This window comes from Parvularcula sp. LCG005 (genome assembly GCF_032930845.1).
GTDB lineage: Bacteria > Pseudomonadota > Alphaproteobacteria > Caulobacterales > Parvularculaceae > Parvularcula.
Genome location: NZ_CP136758.1, coordinates 2,983,567 through 3,004,371, shown reverse-complemented (window position 1 = coordinate 3,004,371; position 20,805 = coordinate 2,983,567). Strand labels below are relative to the sequence as shown.

At 58.9% G+C, this 20,805-nt stretch carries 21 protein-coding genes; 14 read left to right on the top strand and 7 right to left on the bottom strand.

Going from position 1 to position 20,805, the window contains the following annotated elements:
* Nucleotides 1–58 precede the first annotated feature (58 nt).
* Together hemE and hemJ are read left to right on the top strand one after the other, a co-directional pair.
* Nucleotides 59–1,096 carry a uroporphyrinogen decarboxylase gene (hemE, locus tag RUI03_RS14290; protein ID WP_317288141.1) on the top strand — a complete coding sequence of 346 codons (1,038 nt, stop codon included), beginning with the start codon at nucleotides 59–61 and terminating at the stop codon, nucleotides 1,094–1,096.
* A gap of 3 nt (nucleotides 1,097–1,099) precedes the next feature.
* Nucleotides 1,100–1,540, top strand: coding sequence for a protoporphyrinogen oxidase HemJ (gene hemJ, locus RUI03_RS14285; RefSeq protein WP_317288140.1), 441 nt, complete (start codon nucleotides 1,100–1,102; stop codon nucleotides 1,538–1,540).
* A 4-nt stretch (nucleotides 1,541–1,544) separates the two neighbouring features.
* On the opposite strand, the gene RUI03_RS14280 is transcribed toward hemJ, so the two are convergent.
* Nucleotides 1,545–2,018 carry a hypothetical protein gene (locus RUI03_RS14280; protein ID WP_317288139.1) on the bottom strand — a complete coding sequence of 158 codons (474 nt, stop codon included), beginning with the start codon at nucleotides 2,016–2,018 and terminating at the stop codon, nucleotides 1,545–1,547.
* A gap of 174 nt (nucleotides 2,019–2,192) precedes the next feature.
* On the opposite strand from RUI03_RS14280, the gene rho reads away from it, so the two are divergent.
* Nucleotides 2,193–3,464 carry a transcription termination factor Rho gene (gene rho, locus RUI03_RS14275; RefSeq protein WP_317289658.1) on the top strand — a complete coding sequence of 424 codons (1,272 nt, stop codon included), beginning with the start codon at nucleotides 2,193–2,195 and terminating at the stop codon, nucleotides 3,462–3,464.
* Between the two features lie 52 nt (nucleotides 3,465–3,516).
* Here the strand turns inward: rho and RUI03_RS14270 are convergent, their stop codons facing one another.
* Nucleotides 3,517–3,957, bottom strand: a complete 441-nt coding sequence (locus RUI03_RS14270) for a MarR family winged helix-turn-helix transcriptional regulator (protein ID WP_317288138.1) — start codon at nucleotides 3,955–3,957, stop codon at nucleotides 3,517–3,519.
* A gap of 38 nt (nucleotides 3,958–3,995) precedes the next feature.
* Nucleotides 3,996–4,940, bottom strand: coding sequence for a glycerophosphodiester phosphodiesterase family protein (locus RUI03_RS14265; protein ID WP_317288137.1), 945 nt, complete (start codon nucleotides 4,938–4,940; stop codon nucleotides 3,996–3,998).
* A 61-nt stretch (nucleotides 4,941–5,001) separates the two neighbouring features.
* Here RUI03_RS14265 and RUI03_RS14260 point away from each other — a divergent pair, with 61 nt between their 5' ends.
* From RUI03_RS14260 to RUI03_RS14230, 7 genes are read left to right on the top strand one after another with little or no spacing between them, the layout of a single operon-like run.
* Nucleotides 5,002–5,256, top strand: a complete 255-nt coding sequence (locus RUI03_RS14260) for a DUF6489 family protein (RefSeq protein ID WP_317288136.1) — start codon at nucleotides 5,002–5,004, stop codon at nucleotides 5,254–5,256.
* Nucleotides 5,256–6,560, top strand: coding sequence for a tRNA uridine-5-carboxymethylaminomethyl(34) synthesis GTPase MnmE (gene mnmE / locus RUI03_RS14255; protein ID WP_317288135.1), 1,305 nt, complete (start codon nucleotides 5,256–5,258; stop codon nucleotides 6,558–6,560). The genes RUI03_RS14260 and mnmE overlap by 1 nt, the downstream gene beginning before the upstream one ends.
* A gap of 41 nt (nucleotides 6,561–6,601) precedes the next feature.
* Complete coding sequence (gene mnmG, locus RUI03_RS14250; protein ID WP_317288134.1) at nucleotides 6,602–8,479, top strand: tRNA uridine-5-carboxymethylaminomethyl(34) synthesis enzyme MnmG; 1,878 nt, start codon at nucleotides 6,602–6,604, stop codon at nucleotides 8,477–8,479.
* A complete protein-coding gene (gene rsmG / locus RUI03_RS14245) occupies nucleotides 8,476–9,126 on the top strand; it encodes a 16S rRNA (guanine(527)-N(7))-methyltransferase RsmG (protein WP_317288133.1) in 651 nt (216 codons plus the stop codon). Before mnmG ends, rsmG begins: the two co-directional genes overlap by 4 nt.
* Complete coding sequence (locus RUI03_RS14240; protein ID WP_317288132.1) at nucleotides 9,123–9,914, top strand: ParA family protein; 792 nt, start codon at nucleotides 9,123–9,125, stop codon at nucleotides 9,912–9,914. Before rsmG ends, RUI03_RS14240 begins: the two co-directional genes overlap by 4 nt.
* A gap of 1 nt (nucleotide 9,915) precedes the next feature.
* Nucleotides 9,916–10,809, top strand: coding sequence for a ParB/RepB/Spo0J family partition protein (locus RUI03_RS14235; protein WP_317288131.1), 894 nt, complete (start codon nucleotides 9,916–9,918; stop codon nucleotides 10,807–10,809).
* 8 nt (nucleotides 10,810–10,817) lie between these two features.
* Complete coding sequence (locus RUI03_RS14230) at nucleotides 10,818–11,867, top strand: threonine aldolase family protein (protein WP_317288130.1); 1,050 nt, start codon at nucleotides 10,818–10,820, stop codon at nucleotides 11,865–11,867.
* Here the strand turns inward: RUI03_RS14230 and RUI03_RS14225 are convergent.
* The gene (locus tag RUI03_RS14225; protein ID WP_317288129.1) at nucleotides 11,864–12,766 is read right to left on the bottom strand and encodes a histone deacetylase; all 903 of its coding nucleotides are present in this window, start codon (nucleotides 12,764–12,766) and stop codon (nucleotides 11,864–11,866) included. The genes RUI03_RS14230 and RUI03_RS14225 overlap by 4 nt on opposite strands.
* A 13-nt stretch (nucleotides 12,767–12,779) precedes the next feature.
* Entirely contained in the window at nucleotides 12,780–13,832 is a 1,053-nt protein-coding gene (gene hemH, locus RUI03_RS14220; RefSeq protein ID WP_317288128.1) for a ferrochelatase, read from the bottom strand.
* 91 nt (nucleotides 13,833–13,923) lie between these two features.
* Here hemH and RUI03_RS14215 point away from each other — a divergent pair, with 91 nt between their 5' ends.
* From RUI03_RS14215 to RUI03_RS14200, 4 genes are all read left to right on the top strand, one after another.
* A complete protein-coding gene (locus tag RUI03_RS14215; RefSeq protein ID WP_317288127.1) occupies nucleotides 13,924–14,460 on the top strand; it encodes a CC0125/CC1285 family lipoprotein in 537 nt (178 codons plus the stop codon).
* Between the two features lie 104 nt (nucleotides 14,461–14,564).
* Nucleotides 14,565–16,706, top strand: coding sequence for a prolyl oligopeptidase family serine peptidase (locus RUI03_RS14210; RefSeq protein ID WP_317288126.1), 2,142 nt, complete (start codon nucleotides 14,565–14,567; stop codon nucleotides 16,704–16,706).
* 88 nt (nucleotides 16,707–16,794) lie between these two features.
* Nucleotides 16,795–18,171, top strand: a complete 1,377-nt coding sequence (locus RUI03_RS14205; RefSeq protein WP_317288125.1) for a dicarboxylate/amino acid:cation symporter — start codon at nucleotides 16,795–16,797, stop codon at nucleotides 18,169–18,171.
* Nucleotides 18,168–18,659, top strand: a complete 492-nt coding sequence (locus RUI03_RS14200) for an asparaginase domain-containing protein (RefSeq protein ID WP_317288124.1) — start codon at nucleotides 18,168–18,170, stop codon at nucleotides 18,657–18,659. The genes RUI03_RS14205 and RUI03_RS14200 overlap by 4 nt, the downstream gene beginning before the upstream one ends.
* Here RUI03_RS14200 and galK read toward each other — a convergent pair.
* Nucleotides 18,656–19,729 (bottom strand): galactokinase, encoded by a 1,074-nt coding sequence (gene galK / locus RUI03_RS14195; protein WP_317288123.1) that lies wholly within the window; start codon nucleotides 19,727–19,729, stop codon nucleotides 18,656–18,658. The two genes, RUI03_RS14200 and galK, sit on opposite strands and share 4 nt — an antisense overlap.
* Complete coding sequence (locus RUI03_RS14190; RefSeq protein ID WP_317288122.1) at nucleotides 19,726–20,805, bottom strand: hypothetical protein; 1,080 nt, start codon at nucleotides 20,803–20,805, stop codon at nucleotides 19,726–19,728. The genes galK and RUI03_RS14190 overlap by 4 nt, the downstream gene beginning before the upstream one ends.

The following is a 20,805-nucleotide window of genomic DNA, read 5'->3' as shown; positions in this document are numbered from 1 at the left end:
CACATTATCAACAGGCATATGACTCGGACTACCTAATTCAACCAAGAGACTTTTCGGTATGACTGGCCATCCCCACGCGTTTCTCAGGACCCTGTCAGGGGAGGTCCTTTCTCCACCGCCCATCTGGTTCATGCGCCAGGCAGGGCGCTATCTTCCGGAATACAGGGCCGTGCGGAAGGAAGCAGGATCGTTTCTGGACCTGTGCTACAATCCGGAGCTCGCTTGCGAAGTCACCATGCAGCCGATCAGGCGGTATGACCTGGACGCTGCCATCCTGTTTGCTGACATCCTGTTGATCCCCGACGCCCTCGGTCTCGACGTCTGGTTTGCGCAGGGAGAAGGGCCAAGGCTTGAGCCCGTTTTTGCGCCGGAGGTCCTCGACCGTCTTGATCCGGCGAATATTCATGACCGTCTGTCACCCATCTACGAAACCGTTGAGCGGGTGCGCAGTGAACTGGTCCCCGAAAAAGCACTGATCGGCTTCGCTGGCGCGCCATGGACCGTCGCTACTTACATGATCGCGGGCAGGGGCAGTAAGGATCCCTCTGCACTGCGCGCCTTCGCCTATGAGCACGAAGACGCGTTCAACGACCTGATCGATATGCTCGTGACGACAACGGCCGCCTATCTGATCCGCCAGGTGCAGGCCGGCGCCAACGCTGTGCAGATCTTCGACAGCTGGGCCAGCGGCCTGCCCGAGCCGTTTTTCCGCCGGTATTGCCTGGAGCCTGTCCGTCGTATTGCCGAGATGGTGAAGGTGGTCGTGGATGTGCCCGTCATCGCGTTTCCGCGCGCCTGTGGGCCGCTTTATGAGGATGTGGCCGCTGAGCCCCTGTTCGCGGGTGTATCAATCGACACGGGCCTGCCTTGGGCCTGGGCGGCAAAGCATTTGTCACCCCACGGCGCCGTACAAGGGGGGCTTGATCCCCTGCTGGTCGTGCAGGGCGGAGAGCCCATGCGAGAAGCGGCGAGGGGGCTGCTGAAAGCTTTTGCCGGGAAACCGTTCATCTTCAACCTGGGACACGGTTTTGTGCCCCATACACCGCCGGAAAACGTCGCCGAGCTGGTGTCCCTCATCCGTGATCATAAAGGCTGACCGATGCTTGTCTCGCTCTATCCGTGGATCAAGGTTGTCCACATTCTGGCCGTCATCGCTTGGATGGCCGGCATGATGTATCTGCCCCGGCTTTATGTTTATCACCATCAGTCCAAACCAGGTGGTGAGGCTGAAGGCTTGTATGTCCAGATGGAGCGTCGCCTTCTGAAAGGCATCATGAACCCGGCCATGATCGCCACATGGATATTCGGCCTGTTGATGATCGCCGCCATCCCCGCCTATGGCAGCCAGCCCTGGTTCATCATCAAGTTCCTGGCCGTGATCAGTATGTCCGGCGTGCACGGGTTTTATTCAGCCAGTTACAAGAAGTTCGCCAAGGGTGAGCGTCCCCGCACGGAAAAGTTCTGGCGCATCATGAACGAGGTACCGTTCCTGCTGCTGATCCTCATCGTCATCATGGTGATCGTGAAGCCGTTCGGGTGAGCGGTCATTCCATTTTTGACAGGATAAAAATGGGATCGGCGTCGTGTCCAAAGACAACGAAGTTGTTGGTTGGATGGGATGCTGTGGTGACAATGAATTCCTGCACGGCCGTCCACTTGGCGACGTCGCCGAAGGGGTCAGTCGGATCCACGTTTTCTGGTTGTACCAGGCTGTAGTTGGTTGCGAAATGATCCAGGAGAATGTCTAGATGGCTATTTGTAGGAAAGACCACGGATAGGCCGTTGGCTGCCCGGCGAGCGATGTCAGTTGGTTTTTCCTGTCTGGTCATATGCGAAACCCGGAATGTCCGCTGCCAGAACTTCAATGGTGAGGATGTACGAGTGATGTTAAGTGGCGGGAGCGTTGGCACAGCATCTTCCTGCCACGTCAGGAAGTCAGCGATTCGACGTTGAGGACTATCCTGGCTGTCAGGGGGTAGGTTTTCCCAAGTCTTCAGGGCCAGTTCGGTCAGCTTCACTATCCTGTGCTCCCAATGCCGCTGCATCCGGCGAATGCTGTTGATGGGTGCAACATTGACGAAAACACCTTTTCGTCATAGATCGGTCGGCGCTGGATGTTCTTCCAGTCCTTCCCTTTTGGCGTTCTGCCCTCACGAGTGCCCATCGGCACCCAGCTGACAGTTTATATCCCCATGCTGCCCAAGACGATTACCCTTGACGAGATCAAGGAAAAGACCCCGCAAGACCTCGTGTCCTTCGCTGAGGAAGTGGGCGTCGATAACGCTTCTGCCCTGCGGAAACAGGACCTTCTCTTCGCCATCCTCAAGGAACTAGCGGAAGAGGATATCGAGATCATCGGTTCCGGGGTTCTGGAAATCCTGCCCGACGGGTTCGGCTTCCTGCGCTCTGCCGACGCGAACTATCTTGCGGGCCCTGATGACATCTATTGTTCTCCGCAGCAGATCCGCAAATTCACGCTGAAGACCGGCGATACCGTTTCAGGCGATATTCGCAGCCCGAAAGATGGCGAGCGCTACTTCGCCCTGACCAAGGTCAACACGGTCAATTTCGAATCGCCGGAAAAAGCGCGCCACAAGGTGCACTTCGACAATCTGACACCGCTTTATCCTGATGAGCGGCTGAAGATGGAAATAGACCTGAAGGAAGGCAAGGACCTGTCCTCGCGGGTGATCGACATCGTCGCGCCATTGGGGAAAGGCCAGCGGGCCCTGATCGTTGCGCCGCCACGGACTGGTAAGACCGTCCTGCTGCAGAATATCGCTCATGCGATTACGACCAATCACCCTGAATGCTATCTCATCGTGCTGTTGATCGATGAGCGTCCCGAAGAGGTGACGGACATGCAGCGGTCGGTAAATGGGGAAGTCGTCTCCTCAACCTTTGACGAGCCTGCGTCCCGCCACGTGGCTGTGTCGGAAATGGTGATCGAAAAAGCCAAGCGTCTCGTCGAACATGGCCGCGATGTGGTCATTCTGCTCGACTCCATCACCCGTCTCGGTCGTGCTTACAACACCGTCGTGCCAAGTTCCGGTAAGGTCCTGACCGGTGGTGTTGACGCGAACGCCCTGCAACGCCCGAAGCGCTTCTTCGGTGCCGCACGGAATATCGAAGAGGGCGGCTCGCTGACCATCATCGCGACGGCGTTGATCGATACGGGCTCGCGGATGGACGAAGTTGTCTTCGAAGAATTCAAGGGTACGGGTAACTCCGAGATCGTTCTCGATCGGAAGGTGGCGGACAAGCGGACCTTCCCGGCGATCGACATTGCCAAATCCGGTACACGGAAAGAAGACTTGTTGGTTCAGAAGGCCGAGCTGTCCAAGATCTTCCTTCTGCGCCGCATCCTGTCGCCGATGAACTCCATGGACTCGATCGAATTCCTGCTCGACAAGCTGCGGCAGGTGAAGACGAACAAGGACTTCTTTGACTCGATGAACACCTAGTCGCGTCATCATATCGGTTGAATCAGGGGCAGGCTCTAGCACTGCCCCTTTTTTATGGACCGACGTTGGTGGCGAGAGTGTCTGTCATGGCGGGAAGAAGTTGATGCAGCGTCTCACGATCACGGTCGGTCAGCTGGGCGGTGAGCATGTCGTCCAGTTGAGCAAGGGCCTGATCGAGTTTCTCTGCGATCTCAAACCCCTTTGGGGTGAGGTCCAGAACAACGGCCCGTCCGTCCTTGTGGTGAGCCATGCGCGTGATCGCGCCAAGGTCGACCAGCTTTCGCACCGAACGGCTGATCCAAGTTTTGTCCGCACCCAGAATAAGTGCGAGTTCCTGTTGTGTGCGAGGACCGAGCAGAAGTTCGGTGAGGATCATGCCTTCGGAATAGGGCAGTCCGATTGCCTCGTCTGAGAGATCACGTTGCGCCTTCGCATAAAGACGCGAGAATCGGCGGAAGGCCTGACCTAAAGAAAGCTCACCATCGTGGTCCATGATGGTTGAATATCACAACCGGTTGAGGGTCGCAACGATCAGAGGCCGGTGCACTCACCCGGACCGAGATGGCGATTGGCGGCAGTGAGAGCGGCAAGCGCTTCATCGGGTCGATCGGTGGCAATCAGGTCGACACCCTGCTGCGCAAGACGCACATAAGCATCTTCATCGCCGGACGCTTCGATCTGGTTGTCTATGGAATTCCGCCCACCGAGCGTGCCAAAAAGGACTTCGACAGTTTCATCGTCCAGCATGGCGTAGAAGTCGGGTTGCGGCGCTTCGATGCCGGTCCAGGCGAGAATGTTCTCGCGCTTGATACCGCGGCTGATCAGTTCTTCCAGATGTTCTTTGCCATTCACCGGGACGGAGATCATGCTGTCAGGCAGGCGTGATGCGAGGGCAAGAGCCTGTCCGTCGGAATAGGCAATGAGGATCACGCGTTCTTGGGCGCCGGTCCGTTCAATGACGCTCGCAATATCGTCGTAATCGGTGGAGCGCTTGATATCGACTTCGAGGATGGCGCGTCCTTCGGACCATGTCAGCACGTCGTCGAACCGCGGCAGGCCATAGGCCGTGAGTTGCCCGCGCTCATCCTTCAAGGACAGCTTCTTCAGGGATGCCCAATCCTGAGTCGTGAATGGACCGGTCCCAGAAGTCGTGCGGTCAAGCGTGTCATCATGCAGGAGAAACAGAACGCCATCGGCGCTCGTAGCGACGTCGATTTCCAGGATTGGTGTCGACGTGCTGACCGTCCGTTCGAATGTTTCAAGGGCGTTTTCGGGATAGCCCGGCGCGGGCCCACCGCGATGGGCTGCGATCAGGGTCTTTCCTGCCGCGTCCATGCAGTCAAAAAAATCTGCCAAATCTGCTGATGTCGGCTCGAAAACTGGTATGAGCGGTGAACTGCCCGTCGGCGCCGCGGTTTGCTGCCCACAGGCGAGAAGCGCCAGGGAACAGGTGACAAGAAGCGGGGTTCGCAACATTGCGGTCTCCAATCGCGCCAGGGTCATACCAAAGGACCGGGCCCGCCCGGCAGAAAGGTCTATGATGAAAATCTCAGTGAATGTCGACTGTACGCCGGAGGAGGCGCGCGCCTTTTTTGGCCTGCCTGACGTCGCGCCGGTAAACGACATGATTGTGTCCGCCATGAAGGAGCGAACGAGGGAGAATATCGATACGTTGAGCGATCCCAAGATCTTCTGGGAAAAGGCCATGGCGGCCAGTGGTCAGGGCATGGATGCGATGTCCACCATGTTCAATACGATGATGAAGCAACAGGACCCGGCCAAGAAGAAGTAATGTCCACGGGGAGCGATACGATTTTCGCCCGATCCTCTGGTCAGGGTCGGGCCGGTATCGCGGTATGGCGCGTCTCTGGACCCATGGCCTGCCGCGCGGTTGAAACCCTGGCGGGGAAGGTACCGCCGCCGCGCCGAGCCGCTTATCGACAAGTCTTCACCGCGTCGGGTGAGCAGCTTGATGATGGTATCGTGCTTTATTTTCCCGGTCCCCATTCCGCGACGGGTGAAGATCTGGCGGAATTTCATCTGCACGGATCGCCCGCCGTGTCCCATCGCTTCGCCGAAGAACTCACATCTCTTGGACTACGTGCGGCGGCCGCTGGTGAATTTACTCAGCGGGCGTTTCTGAATGGCCGCATGGATCTGTTGGCCATTGAAGGACTGGGTGATCTGCTGGACGCGGAGACCGAGGCACAGCGACAGCAGGCGATGGTCGTGGCCGGGGGCGGCGTGCGCGAGCGTATTGCGTCATGGCGACGATCCTTGATCAGCGCCTTGGCGGTTCTCGAGGCGGCCGTCGATTTTCCCGATGAAGAAGACATACCGGCGGATATCGCGGCCCGGGCGTTCCCCATACTGTATTCCATACGGGAAGAAATGCAGACAGCATTAGCCGCAAGTGACGGGGCCCAGCGTCTGAAAGAGGGGATCAACCTTGCGATCATTGGTCCACCAAACGCCGGAAAATCGAGCCTTCTCAACAAGTTGGCTGGTGAAGAGCGCGCCATCGTCTCTGATATTGCAGGAACGACGCGTGATATAGTTTCTATACGGATTGATATTGCGGGCCGGTTGGTGAATGTGCTCGACACGGCGGGCCTTCGGGAAGGTAGCGAAGACCCCATTGAGCGGGAAGGTATGACCCGCGCGGCGGCGACAGCGCAGATGGCGGACATCGTGATCGCGCTGCGCGATGGGACGGCGCCTCAAGTCAATGAATGGCCGACGACATCGGGCTTGGTTATTCGCGTCGCAAACAAGAGCGACAAGGGCTTTGACCAGACCGATGAACTGGCGATTTCGCTCGCGAATGGCGAAGGGTGGGATCAGTTGATGACACAGCTCGAAGCAGCTGTTCGCGCCCAGGCCAGCCCGTCATTCTTTCCGCGGGAACGTCAACAGATGCTGGTTCGAAACGCCGCTGGAAGGATTGAGCATATGCTCCAGTCTCCCCATCTGGAGCCTGAACTTCTGTCGGAAGATTTGCGGGCTTGCATTCGCGCGCTGGATGATCTTGTTGGCCAGTCCACGACAGAAGATGTATTGGGAACAATATTTTCGTCTTTCTGCATCGGGAAATAACGCGGCCTTCTGTCGGCCGCCTCAGGGTGACCGGGTAATTCATGGCTGATCTTCATTTTGATGTCGTCGTTGTCGGTGGTGGACATGCCGGTACGGAAGCTGCCGCGGCGGCTGCGCGCATGGGCGCCAAGACGGCCCTCGTCACACACCGTCGTGAAACAATTGGAGAGATGTCCTGCAATCCTGCCATCGGAGGATTGGGGAAGGGACATCTTGTCAGAGAGATTGATGCGCTGGACGGCCTGATGGGTCGGGCGGCGGATAAGGCGGGGATCCAGTTCAGGCTGCTGAACCGCTCAAAGGGTCCTGCTGTCCGTGGGCCTCGGACCCAGGCGGACAGGGCGCTTTATCGATCGGCCATCCAGTCTCTTCTGGCGGCGTATGAAAATCTCACCGTTATTGAGGCCGCGGTTGGCGATCTGATTGTTGATGGTGACGGCCAATGCGCGGGCGTGGTGACGGAGGACGGACAGCGGATAACGGCCGGGGCGGTCGTCCTGACAACCGGCACCTTTCTGCGCGGCCTCATCCATCGCGGTGAAGAGCGCATTCCGGCAGGGCGTGTCGGCGACAAACCTGCACAGGCATTGGGCGAGCGTCTTGAACAACTCAATTTGCCGCTCGGACGCCTGAAAACCGGGACGCCGGCGCGGCTGGATGGGCGTACGATTGCCTGGGACAAACTGGAGATGCAGGAGGCGGACGCCGAGCCGGTCCCGTTCTCGTTCCTCAACGATCGGATCGATGTCCCGCAAATTGCGTGCGGAATTACCCATACCAATGCCCGTACCCATGAAATCATCAGCCAGAACCTGACCAAATCTGCTGTCTATTCCGGTGCCATTGCGGGCAAGGGGCCGCGCTATTGCCCATCTATCGAGGACAAGATTGTTCGGTTTGCGGAAAAGGGATCCCATCAGATCTTCCTTGAGCCGGAAGGGCTGGACGACCCCACCATTTATCCGAATGGAATCTCCACATCGTTGCCGTCGGACGTGCAGGAGGCACTAATCCGGACAATTGTGGGATTGGAGAAGGTCGAAATCATGCAGTTCGGCTACGCGATCGAATATGATTACGTGGATCCACGCGCGCTCCGCCCGACCTTGGAACTGCGGGCGATGGCGGGTCTGTTCCTAGCGGGTCAGATCAACGGCACGACGGGCTATGAAGAGGCTGGAGCCCAAGGGCTGATGGCGGGTCTTAACGCGGCGCGCCAGGCCAATGGTGCGACCGAGCCGCTTATTCTGGATCGCTCGCAGGCCTATATCGGAGTCATGATTGACGACTTGGTGACACGCGGCGTGTCCGAGCCCTATCGTATGTTTACCTCACGAGCCGAATACCGGCTCAGCTTGCGGGCTGACAATGCCGACAGCCGATTGACGGCTATTGGTATTGACTGGGGCTGCGTCGGAGCGTTTCGAGAAAAAGTGTTCCACGTGAAACACGATCGTCAGACATCTGCAACGGCGCTTATGACCCAGCGAAGCCTGACTCCACCAGAGGCAGCCGATTATGGTATTCAGGTTAATCAGGACGGGCGCCGTCGAAATCTGATCGACCTCCTCTCTCTGCCCAACGTGGACTTTGCCAAGCTGGAAGAGATCGAACCCACCTTGGCGACCATTGGGCCCGATATACGCGCTGGTATTGAGGCGGATGCCCTTTACGCAGGGTATCTGGACCGGCAGGAAGCCGATATTTCCGCATTCAAACGCGAGGAATCGGTACGTATTCCAGAAGCGTTTGATTACGCGGCGGTGGGCGGCCTTTCCAAAGAGGTGGCCGCAAAATGGGCCGCCGCACGACCTGAAACGATCGGACAGGCCTCGAGGGTGGAGGGAGCAACACCCGCGGCGCTCGCGATCCTGCTGCTTCACGTGAAAAAGGCGGGTGCGAGCAAGATGGCGTCATGACAACTGCCTCATGGACTGACTTGGGTCACATACAGCGTGCTTTCCAGCTCTCAGCTGAAGAGGCGCAAAAACTTGCGGCTTTCGACGAGCTGCTGGTCGAAACCGCGCAGCACACCAATCTGATAGCGCGCGCGTCCTTGGGCGATCGGTGGGAGCGGCATTATGCCGACTCCGCGCAGCTTTTCGATCTTCTACCGGCTACTTCACAGAGGTTGATCGATATAGGCTCCGGCGCAGGATTTCCGGGTATTGTCCTCGCAATCATGGCGGAGCAGCGGTTGCCACAGCTTCGCCTGCAGCTGGTGGATAGTGTTGGGAAGAAAGCGCGCTTTCTGCAGACTGTCATTAGCGAATTGCCACTGGGCAACTGTCACAGCTCGTCGCAACGAGCCGAAGTGTTCCACGTGAAACACCCACCCTATGATGTGGTAACGGCAAGGGCAGTTACGGCACTCGACAAACTGCTCGATTTGGCAGTTCCCCTCATGTCGGATGACGGATTGTTGATATTTCCCAAGGGTGAAAGGGCCCAAGAGGAATTGACCAAAGCCGCTGCGACGTGGACATTCGACCTCGAAACGCGCCCCAGTCTGACCCATTCGGGCGCTCAGATCCTGATGATCAGGAAACCGGAACGCCGCTCGTGAACACACCCCAATATCGTACACTCGCTGTCGCCAACCAGAAGGGTGGCGTGGGCAAGACCACGACGACAATCAATCTCGGGACGGCACTGGCCGCTGTGGGCGAGCGCGTGCTGATTGTCGATCTGGATCCGCAGGGCAACGCCTCCACTGGTCTTGGCGTGCCCAGCAGCGAGCGGGAGTACACGACATATGATGTTCTGCGTCGTGAAGCGGCTCTTATTGATACAGAAAAGGCAACGCCGGTGCCCCGCCTGACGATTGCGCCATCGGGAATGGATCTGGCAGGCGCGGAAATCGAACTTTTGGACGTCGCCAACCGGCACTATCGGCTTCGCGATGCGATTGCGGAGTACGCCGCGCAGGTCCCCGATCTGACCTATGTTCTGATCGACTGCCCCCCATCGCTCGGCTTGTTGACCGTCAACGCCATGGCCGCATCCCACGCTGTTCTCATCCCGCTGCAATGTGAATTCTTCGCGCTGGAAGGGCTGGCGCAGATCATGCGGACGATCGACCAGGTTCGGGACCGCCTGAACCCACAGCTGGAGCTTCAGGGGATTATTCTCACCATGTATGATGGCCGGAACAATCTGTCCCGCGACGTGGAAGACAGCGTCCGCAGTCATATGGGGGACAAGGTCTACAAGACTGCCATTCCGCGCAATGTGCGAATTTCCGAGGCCCCTTCGCACGGCAAGCCCGCCCTTCTTTATGACCTGAAATGCGCTGGCAGCCAGGCCTATGTCCGGTTGGCCACCGAAGTCATTCAGCGCGAAAGGGCCGCATAAGATGGCACGCAAAGGACTGGGCCGTGGGCTCGATGCTATTCTGGGCGAACAGGGTGCCGCGCCTGAAACGTCAGAGCGCCGCCGTGATGGCGTGCAGATGATCCCGATTGGCGATATCGCGCCGGATCCCGACCAGCCACGGAAAATGTTTCGTGACGAGCAACTGGACGAATTGGCGGCGTCCATCCGCGCCCGCGGTATCCTGCAGCCGATCCTTGTCCGGCCGCGCAGTGATACGGGCAAGCATCTGATCATTGCGGGCGAACGCCGCTGGCGGGCATCCCAACGCGCTGGCATTCACGAGATGCCCGCGCTCGTCCGGAATATTGATCCCGGCGCATCGGCGGAACTGGCGCTGATTGAGAACGTTCAGCGCGAAGACCTCAACCCGATGGAAGAGGCCGATGCTTATGCGCGCATCCGTGACCAGTACGACCGCAAGCCCGGTGACATTGCCGATGCCGTTGGCAAAAGCCGCAGTCACATCGCCAATATGCTCCGCCTTACGCAACTGCCCGATGAGGTTCGGGCGATGGTCAGCGCAGGTGAGCTGAGCATGGGGCACGGTCGGGCACTGCTTTCGGCGGATGACCCTGTTGCCTTGGCCAAAGAAGTCGTGGGCAAAGGTCTTTCCGTCCGCGAGACGGAGAAGAGGGCCGCAGGCGCGGTCGCGCGCGCACCAAAAGAGACAGGCGATGAGACGCCTGCGAAAAAGCCTAGCTCTGGCGGGGCGAAAGACGCCGACACCAAATCTCTTGAACGCGACCTAGAAGCAGCCCTCGGTCTTTCGGTCGCGATTGAGCACACCAAGAAGGGCGGCACAGTGACCCTCACCTATGACACCCTCGACCAGCTCGATGACATTTGTCGCCGTCTCATGGGCTCCGCGGTTTAGGGGCGCCGATGCTGTTCACGTCCGATAACTGGTCCGGCATTCATCCCACCGTCCTCGAAGCGATGATGACCGCCAATATTGGCAATGCGCCAGCCTACGGGGCCGACGACGTGACGGCGCGGGCCATCGGTCTGCTGCGCGATATTTTCGAGCAGGACATCACGGTCGGATTCGTCGCAACGGGCACGGCGGCGAACGCGCTGGCCCTCGCCTGTATGACCCCGCCCTGGGGCGCCATTCTCGCACACAAGAATAGTCATATAAATGTTGATGAGTGCGGCGCGACGGAGTTCTACACCGCTGGCGCGAAGATCATTCCGCTTGAGGGACAGCACGGCAAGCTGACCCCTGACATTGTGCGCGATGCGATGAAGTTCTTCACGCCGCAACAGCCCCACCGGGTCGTGCCCAAAGTGCTCTCGCTGACACAAGGGACGGAATGCGGCACCGTCTATTCTGCTGACGAAATCGGTGCTCTCTGCGACACCGCGAAAAGCTTCGGCCTTAAAGTCCATCTTGATGGGGCACGGTTCTCCAACGCCTGTGCGCGGGGTAAGGCCAGCGCCGCGGCCATGACCGCCCGCGCCGGGGTGGACGTCCTCACCTTTGGCGGCACAAAGAATGGCTGCCTCGCTGCCGAGGCGATTATCTTTTTCGATCAACAGTGTGGTGAGCAGCTTGCAGTTCGCCAACGCCGCGCCGGTCATGTCTTCAGCAAATACCGCTTTCTGTCGGCTCAATGGCTTGGCTTTCTGCAGAACGATCTGTGGCTGCGCCTCGCGAAGATCTCAAACACCCAGGCGGATCGTCTGTCCAAGTCGCTTGCCGCGTCAGGGGTGTGCACCCTAGTCCATCCCACGGAGATCAACGAAGTTTTCGTGACAATGCCGGACGATCTCGTCAGTACACTGAAAGAACAGGGCGCGACCTTCTATGACTGGATCCAGCCTGGCGATCCCTATAAAGGCAAACTCCGTCGCTTCGTGACCAGCTATATGACGACGGACGATCAGGTGACTGAGTTCAGCGCCGCTCTGCGGGATTATATCAACCGCTAAAATCCGTAGATCGATTTTGCCACGCGATAGGTGTTGGCATAGGCGAGGACGGTGTCCTCAATAGGTTCTGCGTAGCCGCCGCCAATCGCCATGGAACAGGGGATGCCGCGCTGACGGCAACCCTCCAGCACCATCCGGTCACGCTCCATCAATCCGTCAAAGGACAGATCAAGGCGGCCCAGCCGGTCACTGAACAGGCTGTCGACACCCGCCTGATAAAGAACAAGATCGGGTGCGAAGGCCCAGACGGCGGGCAGATGCTCATCGAGGACGCTGAGATAATCCCCGTCCGACATATTGTCCGGTAGCGGAACATCATAGCCACTGGGGACTTTCCTGAAGGGGAAATTTTTGGCGCCATGAAGATCAAGAATGAAGACCCGCGGATCCTCCGCCAGGATCGATGCATTTCCGTCCCCCTGATGAACATCAAGATCGACGATGGCAACGCGGTCAACGGCGCCTTCATTCAACAGGGTCAGAGAGACTGCCGCCATGTCGTTATAGATGCAAAAGCCCGCGCCTTCGTCGCGATGCGCATGATGAGTGCCGCCGGCCATCTGGCCGGACAGACCATGTTTCAGGGCAAGGCATGCCGCCGCCAGGGCTCCGCCCACCGTTCGCTCACCCCGCCGGGGAATCTGCTCCGACCACGGAAAGCCGATGCGTCGCATGATCTTTGGATCAATCGTCCCGTCGGTCAGCCGGTCAACATAGTCGACGCTATGTGCCGTGAGAAGCACATCACGATCTGCACGCGGTGACGTCAGGACCTGCGCCGGTGTCAGAATGTCGTGCTCGAGCAGATAGCGTTTCAACATGCCGTATTTCTGCCCGGGAAAACGGTGTCCGTCGGGCAGGGGGAGGTCAAAATCAGCTGAAACGTAGAACTGGATCATGTGGATCGATCCCTTACGCCATGGAGGGCTCGACCCAGCCGCCCAGCTCATTCTGAACAAAATTGGCGAGAAACTCCACGAATTGCGGATCGGTGTTCAGACAGGGGATGGCTGTCAGATGTTTGCCGCCGTGCTCCTCAAACGTCTCGCGCAGTTGGATCCCGATTTCTTCGAGCGTCTCGATGCAGTCCGAAACAAATGCCGGGGCAGCAATGGCGATCGATTTCAGGCCCTCTTCGGCGGCCTTGACGACAAGGCTTTCGGTCGATGGCTCCAGCCACTTTTCCGGGCCAAATTTCGACTGAAAGGCGAGGGGGGCAAACTGCTCGCTCCACCCCATCCGCTCCCGCAGAAGGCGCGCTGTCTTCTGGCAGTGGCAGTGATAGGGATCACCGGCTTTGAAATACCGCTCAGGAATACCATGGAATGACAGTATGACCCGCTCGGCATCGGCGGGGACATGCGCCCTCATCGACGCCTCCAATCCGGCAATATAGCCCGGCGCATCGTGAAAGGCCGGCGCAATGCGCAGGGCCGGTTGCCAGGCCATGGTCTTCAGATGCGCGCTCGCGGCATCGACGACGGTGGCCGTGGTGGTGGCGGAATATTGAGGATAGAGCGGGACCACCAGAATACGGTCGCACCCTTCCGCTTTCAGCGCATCGATCCGCGAGCCGATGGAGGGATTACCGTAGCGCATCGCCCAGTCGACGGTCACACCGGTGCCAAGAATCTCAGCGATACCTTCCGCCTGGCCCCTGGTGTAATACCGCAAAGGACTCTCATCGGTGGGTTCGTGCCAGATGGACTGATAGAGTTTTGCCGTCTTCGCCGGACGGGTATTCAAGATCACGCCGTACAGAACCGGCAGCCAGAACGCGCGGGGATAATCCACCACGCGGCGATCGGACAGAAACTCCCGCAGATAGCGGCGAACGGAGGCAGCATCGGCCTTATCCGGTGTGCCGAGATTGACGAGCAGAACGCCGACCCGACCCAACCTGACAGGGGGATGGCTGGCGGGCAGGGCGTCATGTTTTACCGATATGTCGATTTGGTCATCCATGATGTGTGCTAGGGGCGTTATAGTGGGGAAGACAAGGCAATGTCGCCGACCCATATAGTGCGGATCGTCGCACTGTCGCAGGAGGACCATCATGACCCGTATTCCTTTCGTCTCCCTCGCCGTGCTGAGCGCCATATCTCTGGGACTGGCCGCCTGTTCGACATCCACGCCCTATGCTGCGGCGGCCGACAGTCAGAGCGGTTACGGGTTTTCCGAGCAGCGGATTGAAGACAACCGTTTCCGCATCACCTTCCGCGGCAATTCCCTGACCGACCGCGAGACCGTCGAGAACTATCTTCTTTATCGCTCCGCCGAGGTCACGTTGGAGAATGGGTATGACTATTTCCTCGTGGTCGAGGACGAGACAGAGAAATCCACAACCTACACCGGCTCCCGCGATCCTTGGGGCTATTACGGACTGGGTCGACCCTTTCCCTACTATGGTCGTGGCTATCGCTGGGGACCGTTCGACGATGACATCAGCATCCGGGAACGCAACCGGTACTCCGCCATGGCTTATATCCTGATGGGTAAAGGGCCAAAGCCCGCGGACCAGCCAACGGCCTATGACGCGCGCCAGGTCGTGACCAATCTGCGGCCCGTCGTGATCATGCCCGAAGTCCAATAGGGCAAACTGGCGGTTCTGTCGCCAAACGTCACATCATGACGACTTGCCGCGACGGTATGACAGGGTAGTGTGTGGTTACATTCGTAACCCCCAAGGGACTTTCGATGAACCACACCTTCCACCTGCGCAGCCTGTTGCTGGGCGCTTCAGCTGCGTTGACCGCAGTCGGCGGCACCAGTCTGGCTGCTGATCCGGCTCTACAAGAGACAAAGACCGACATGGCCCAAAGCGAAATGACCAGCGACGATCCTTTCCTGTGGCTTGAGGAGGTCGAGGGCGACCGCGCCCTGACCTGGGTCCGCGAACAGAACGAACGCTCGCTGAAAGAGCTGCAGAGCGATCCGCACTATCAAACGCTTCTCGACGAAGCGAAAAGCATCCTCACCTCGGATGAGCGCATTGCATCAGCGGCCCTGCGCGGCGGGTATGCCTATAATTTCTGGCAGGATGACGAGCATGTGCGCGGAATCTGGCGCCGTATGCCCATCACCGACTACGTTGCTGGCGGCACGGATTGGGATGTCATTCTCGACATCGACGCGCTGGCCAAGGAAGAGGACGAGAACTGGGTCTACGAAGGCGCCAGCTGCCTCGAGCCCGACTATGATCGCTGCATCATGACCCTCTCCCGCGGCGGTTCGGACGCTGCGGTCAAACGCGAATATCTGATTTCAGAGCGCGCGTTTGTCGAAGACGGTTTCGATCTGGCCGAGGCCAAATCATCCGCCGCGTGGCTAAGCCAGGACAGCCTGCTCGTCGGGACCAATCTGGGTGAAGAGACGGTGACCGATTCCGGTTACGCCCGTCAGATCCGGGAGTGGCAGCGCGGGACGGCGATCGAAGATGCCCCGGTGGTGTTCGAGATCGAAAAGTCAGACATGGGCGTATGGCCTTTTGCCTCCCACAAGGATGGCAAGACGGTTGCCGGTGTGTCCAAGGCGCTCAATTTCTACGAGTTCGAGATTTACCTGCGTCAGGATGATGGCAGCTATGAAAAGATGCCGTTCCCGCTGAAATCGGACTTCTCCGGTCTTGTGGATGACAAGATCATTCTCAGCCTGAATGAAAACTGGGCCTATGGCGGCTCGACCTACAAGATCGGTTCCGTGGTCGCGTTCGACCCTGCCGATGAGAGCGTTGAGCTGGTCTACGAACCCGCTGACCGCGTTGCCGTCGACGGCATCTCGACCGCCAACGACATGATCGCCCTGAAATTGCTCGACAATATCAATGGCAAGATCATCACCCTGCAGCATGACGGTACATCCTGGGTCGAAAAGGCCGTGGACCTGCCCGATGCGGGCGTCGTGTCCGTGTCGTCGGTCGATGATGAGACCGGCAATATGCTTGTCTATTATGAGAACCCGACGACGCCAGAGACACTGTACTTTGTCGAAAAGGGCGAAGCGCCAAAACCGATCAAATCAACGCCGGCGTTCTTCAACACGGACGGCATTGAAACACGGCAGTTCGAAGCGATCAGCTCCGACGGCACGGCCATCCCGTATTTCGTTATGGGCAAAACGGATGTGCTGGACGCCGGTCCTGCGCCGACGATCCAGTACGGCTATGGTGGCTTCCAGATTTCGATCCTGCCGCAATACTCCGCCACCACCGGTAAGCTGTGGCTGGAGAATGGCGGTATCTACGTCATCGCCAATATCCGGGGCGGCGGCGAGTTTGGTCCCGAATGGCACCAGGCTGGTCTGAAGCAAAAGCGTCAGCTCATCTATGATGATTTCTTCGCGGTTTCGGAAAGCCTGATCGAGAAGAAGATCACGACCACCGAGCAGCTGGGCATTCTCGGCGGCTCGAACGGCGGTCTGCTCATGGGGGTCTCGATGACCCAGCGGCCAGATCTCTATAAAGCCGTCGGCATTGGTGTGCCGCTTCTCGACATGCTGCGCTATCACAAGCTGTTGGCCGGTGCGTCTTGGATGGGTGAATACGGCAACCCGGATATTCCGGCAGAACGGGCCTTTCTTGAAACGATCAGCCCGTACCAGAACCTGAAGGAAGGCGTGGACTATCCACGGCCCTATTTCTTCACCTCGACCAAGGACGACCGCGTCCATCCGGGCCATGCCCGCAAGATGGCGCGGAAGATGGCCGAGTACGGATATCCATTCCTGTACTACGAAAACATCGAAGGCGGCCACGGCGCCGCTGCCAACCAGGATCAGCTGGCCACGCGCCTTGCGCTGCAGTTCGTCTACTTTGCGAACGAACTGGGCCTTGATTGGTAACGCCAAAATGGGCGACCTTCGCGGGTCGCCCATTTTTCTGGCCTGAGCCTCCCTGCGACATCTCTGCCGACGAACAAAGGATCTTTCGATGAATGGCCTGAGCGACTTTGGACGCGTATTTGTGGAACAGCCCACGGCGCCACTCTTCTGGATCATCACTCTTGCAGTCTTTGCCGTCCTCTTCTTTCTGGGGCGGGTGCTGCGCCTGCCGCTCTGGCTTCGAGTTATTATTGCCCTGATCGCCGGGGGCATCGTCGGCTATATTTTTGGCGACACCGCCGCGAGCATCAAACCGCTCGGCGATGCGTTCATCAAACTCATCCGTATGCTTATTGTACCGCTGGTGTTCACGACCATCGTGGGTGGCGTCATTTCCATGGGCGATCCCAAACGCCTCGGTGGCCTCGGGCTCAAGACCATCGGTCTTTATCTCTGCACGACCGTTTTTGCGGTTGTGATCGGCATTATCTCCGGCATCGTTTTTCAGCCGGGCAATGGTGTCGACTATCAATCGGCCGACAGCGGTGCGGCCCAGGCACAGATCATGGAACGGCTTGGCGCCGCCGCAGAGGCAGAGCGCTCCGCTGTGCAACAGCTGCTCGATGTGATCCCTTCAAATCCAGTCGAGTCTTTGGCGACGGGGGATATCCTGCCCATTATCTTTTTCGCCATCCTGTTTGGTATCGCGATCATCGCCTCGGGACAGGGCGAAGAAGCCATTGGCAAGACCATGGAGTCGGCCGCTGAAGCGATCCTGAAACTGACCAATTTCGTGATGGCGCTCGCGCCCTATGGCGTCTTTGCGCTGATGGCCTGGGTGCTGGGGACGCAAGGACTGGCGATCCTGGAAAATCTGGCGAAGTTGACCCTCGCGCTTTATGTGGCCTGCGTGGTGCAGATGGTGTTCGTCTATGGCGGCATCATTCGTGTACTGCTCGGACTGCCCTTCTTCCGGTTCCTTGGCGGTATCGCGGACGCCATGGGTACCGCCTATTCAACGGCCAGCTCCTCAGCGACCCTGCCGGTGACCATCTCCAACGTGAACCACAATTTGGGGGTTGATCGGTCGATCGCCGGCTCAACCCTGCCCATCGGCGCGACCATCAACATGGATGGTACTTCCATCTATCTCGGTCTCGTGGCCCTGTTCGCGGCACAGGCTCTCGGCATGGACCTTACCTTGGGTGACTATGTGGCCATCGCCGTCACGGCCACGGCGACCAGCGTCGGTGTCGCGGGGATTCCATCGGCCAGCCTGTTTCTCGCCGTGGCGGTCCTCGCCACCTTTGGCGTCACGACGGAGCAGGCGGTTCTGATCATCGCCCTTGTCTTCCCGTTTGACCGCCTCCTCGACATGATGCGGACCATGACCAATGTCACCGGTGACGCAGCGGTTGCGACGGCAGTGGCAAAATGGGAAGGCGGCCTGAACGAAGAGATCTTCAGGCAAAAGGCCAAGGAATGAAACCTGTCCGCATTCTGACCACTGGTGGTACACTCGACAAAGTCCATGACTGGCGAACTGAGAATATTGCATTCGCTGGGCAAGGGAAAAGCCAAGTGCCAGAGGTACTGGATAACGGACGGTGCTATTTTCCGGCGGTTGAGCAGCTGTTCCAGATCGACAGCCTTGAGATGACGGAAACCTATCGGCAGCTGATCCTCGAGCGCGTCATGGCGGCTAAGGAAGAGGCGATCGTCATTACCCACGGCACGTCGACCATGGACCAGACGGCCCATTTTCTGGCCAAGCGAAACCTTGGCAAGACGATTGTTCTGACGGGCGCCATGCGGCCATTCTCCCTCTTCGTTTCCGACGCCGGATTCAATCTGGGCGGCGCCATCATCGCGGCCCAGGCTCTGGACCATGGTGTGTACGGCGTCATGAACGGGCGTGTGATCCCCGCTGCCTCTTTGAAGAAAAATGAACAGCTCGGCCGGTTTGACGCCTAGTCGGTGGTGACACCATCTGTGATGAGACGAATGTCAGGGAAGGCTGATTCCATCTCGTCCTTCCACGCCGACAGGCGCTCCAGCGGGACACAGGACACAAAGCAGCCGCCAAAGCCGCCTCCGGTCAGGCGCGAACCATAGGCCCCGGCAGCCACTGCGCGTTCGGCCATACGGTCCATGGCCGGGACCGTGATCTCGAAATCATCGCGCATGCTGACATGACTTTCGGTCATCAGCGCACCAAACCGCTCCGTGTCCCCAGCCTTCAGTGCGTCAACCGCCTCCATGACCCGGCGGTGCTCGGTGACAGCATGCCGCGCTCGCTTTGCTGCTGGCTCTGGCAGGGCGTTGATCTGCTCCAGCTGCTCATCGCTGGCGAGGCTGATGTTCTCAAGCCCAATCGCGGTCTTGGCGTCTTCGATCGCTTTGCGGCGGGACGCATACTGACCATCGGCCAGCGCACGGGTAAGCCCCGAATGATAGACGGGAAAGGCGACAGATGGGGGCAGGGGAATAAGGTCGGTCGACAGATCGGCCGTGTTCAGCGCGAGGGCCTGACCCGGCTCACCCAGCGCCACAGCCATCTGATCCATGATTCCGCACGGCATGCCGATATCGTCGCTCTCGACCGCCTGCGCCCACAGGGCGATGGTCTTGGGATCAATGTCTTCGACGGACTGTTCCGATGCCGCCTTCAGCAAAGCGACCAGCAGCGCGGCTGAGGACGAAACGCCCGCGCCGTGGGGGACGTCGCTATCAATCCAGTACTCTGCGCCACCGGACAACAGCCCGCGCGCCACGGCCATGCGGTGCCCGGCCAGGGCATAGTCCGACCAGTGACCGTTCAGTTGATCGGTCAGGGGCCGCTCAACAATCTCTTCAAATCGCGTCGAGGCAATCCGTACGTTCTGTGAGCCGGGTGACATGGCGAGGTTCAGGAAGCGCGGGATCGGTGTGGGCAGCACCGTACCGCCCGTATAGTCAATGTGCTCGCCAATCAGATTGACGCGGCCCGGCACGCGCACGCTCACTGCGGGATCGTGACCAAAATAGTCTGTGAACGTCTTCATAGGATTTCCCGCAATTGTTTGGCCGCCTGTTCAGGCATCACATCGACCGTAAAGACACTGGTCGCCTGTTCAACCGAGGCGAGATATTTCAACCGACCGGGTGCACGCAACAGGCAGAAGAACTGTGTCCAGAAATGGAAGCTGCCGTCATAGCCCTTCGGTGCGGCCTGCAGGCTCATCATTGTCGGTGTCGCCTGACCGAACAGAGCGTCATAGCATCGGGTCACGCTGCCGAGAAGATGAGCATACGCATCAAACTCTTCCGGGGTATATTCCCACGGGCCTGCCACCCGACGGGCGCCGGTGATCCAAACCTCATAGGGATAGCGGGCATAGGGCGGGACAATCGCCATCAACGGCCCTGCGCGCTCGACACCATAAGTCGGGAACCAGTCTTCCAGCGGTGCTCCGAGGTCATAGCCATCGGCAAAGGCATCGGCCGCCACCTTCTGGACCTGCGGGATAAAGGGAAAGGCATAAATCTGGCCGTGCGGGTGTTGCAGCGTGACGCCCACTTCTGCACCGCGGCTTTCAAATGGCATCGTGTAAGCCAGACCACGCTTTGACATCGCCTCGTAACGATCATTCCACACACTGACGAGCAGGCGCCGTCGGTCCTGATCAAGCGTCCCTAAATTTCCCTCCGCTTCAGGAGAGAACACGACCACTTCGCAATCGCCATTGGCTGCGCCGCCGTCGGTCCCGGGCGGCATCGCCTCGGGCATCGTGGCATCGGGGTGAAGACTGGCAAAGCGGTTCTGGAACACTGCGACTTCGAAATCAGAAAACTCGACTTCCGTCAGCGGCCCGTCAGGCGTGGTGGGGGCCAAGGGGTCATCGGCCTTCGATGGCATGAAGGTCCGGTTCTGGCGGTGCGCGGCATAGACGGACCATTCCCCACGCAACGGGTGCCAGCGCAGCTCCGCACCGGGGCCTGCGCCTTCAAGGCTATCGGGTCGGGGTTCGCCCTTTGGCATGTCGTACCCGTACAGATACAGCATGCGACCGTCGGCTTTCTGATGGTCGCGACGATGAAATGACCGGCCGTCAGGTTGCTGCAGAGTGTTCACATCCAC